1 protein-coding gene is annotated in these 1,426 nt (G+C 57.8%); it reads right to left on the bottom strand.

All coding sequences use genetic code 11. The annotated features are described in order from the left end of the window. The coding region (locus tag ACOI1H_RS25540; RefSeq protein ID WP_422441127.1) for a ParB N-terminal domain-containing protein at positions 1 to 730 on the bottom strand (730 nt) is incomplete at its 3' end. Positions 731 to 1,426 lie beyond the last annotated feature (696 nt).

Raw genomic sequence — 1,426 nt, 5'->3', positions numbered from 1 at the left:
CCAGGTTTTGAAACGCCGAAGACAGGAACGCCGTGAAGGCCGCGGGCGTCATCTCGCCTGATGCCATGGCAAACTCGCGGTGCTTGGTCTTGCCCGCGTTGCCGACGTGGCCATCGATCTTCACGTTGTAGGGCGGATCGCAAAAGACCATGCGTGCCTTCTCGCTTCCCATGAGCAAAGCCGCCACGGACGGGTCGAGCGCGTCGCCACAGATCAACCGGTGTGAGCCCAACTGCCAGACATCTCCAACCCTGCAGCGTCGGGCCGTTGCGTGAGGCAAAACGTCGTCTTCAGGATCTCCCGGCTCTTGCGGTGTCAGCCTTTCGATCAGCACGTCGATCTCCGGCGTCGAGAAGCCAATCGTCCCGATATCGAAGCCAAGATCGTCCGTCGCAAGCAATGCCTCAAGTTCCTGCGCCAATATCTCATCATCCCAGCCGGCATTCAGCGCCAGCTTGTTGTCCGCAATCACATACGCCCGTTTTTGCGCAGGCGTCATGTGCTCGATCCGCAGACAGGGCACAGTGGGCATACCAAGCAGCCTGGCAGCCGCCACCCGGCCATGTCCGGCCAGAATAGACATGGATCCGTCGATCAGCGCCGGGTTCGTAAACCCGAAGGTTTCGATGCTGTCCGCAATCTGCCTGATCTGCTTCTTTGAGTGGGTCCGCGCAGTACGGGCCCAAGGGCGAAGCGCGCCAATGGCGATCTGTTCGATGTACGTTGTCATACTGCAAAATCCTCAGAGCAGAGCAATCCGACGATGGGATCGCGACAAGGGGGAAGACGCGCCACGCGGGCACGACTTTTGAGAGGGAATTTGCCGCCAACGGGCCAGCCGATAACGGACTTTAAGGATGCACGCTGGCGGCAGGACCTGAACGGCCCGGCACACCAATCAGCACATCAACATCAATTTATTAACAGCGGGCCAACCGCATTAGGGCTATCGGCCTCGGAAGATTACATCATCGTTTTCCGTTCGGTGGCACCTCGTCTTATCGGGTGCCGCACTCACGGGAAGTCTCATCGGTGCCGAACCGCACACAAAGGGCGGAATAAGCCAACATCTAAAAAGCACCGTTCTCGGCCCCGATCAAGACAAATGTTGTGGTCCACACACAGGCGCACACGATATGTGGCTCCCGCGTCACAGAAGACGCTGTCGCGCGCTTGGGGCTGCCATCGCTGTTCCGTGCAGCATCATTCCCTGTTCTGACCCACACTGTTCTCTGTTCCGGTTCTGTCATTTCCCTGTTCCGCAATGAACAGGGAAATGACCCGCAAGCTGTTGTTATCGAACGGCTCCCAGCGATCAAAATCCCGAATTTGAGCCCCGAAAGGCCCAAAAGTCACCGATTTCCCTGTTATTTCCCTGTAAATCAAGGATTACATGCCGAGACTGGCTAGCTCCGGACTGGCAGCA

The organism is Loktanella sp. DJP18 (genome assembly GCF_049310965.1).
GTDB lineage: Bacteria > Pseudomonadota > Alphaproteobacteria > Rhodobacterales > Rhodobacteraceae > Loktanella.
The sequence above is the reverse complement of the archived record's forward strand: the minus strand, read 5'-3'. Positions and strand labels throughout refer to the sequence as shown.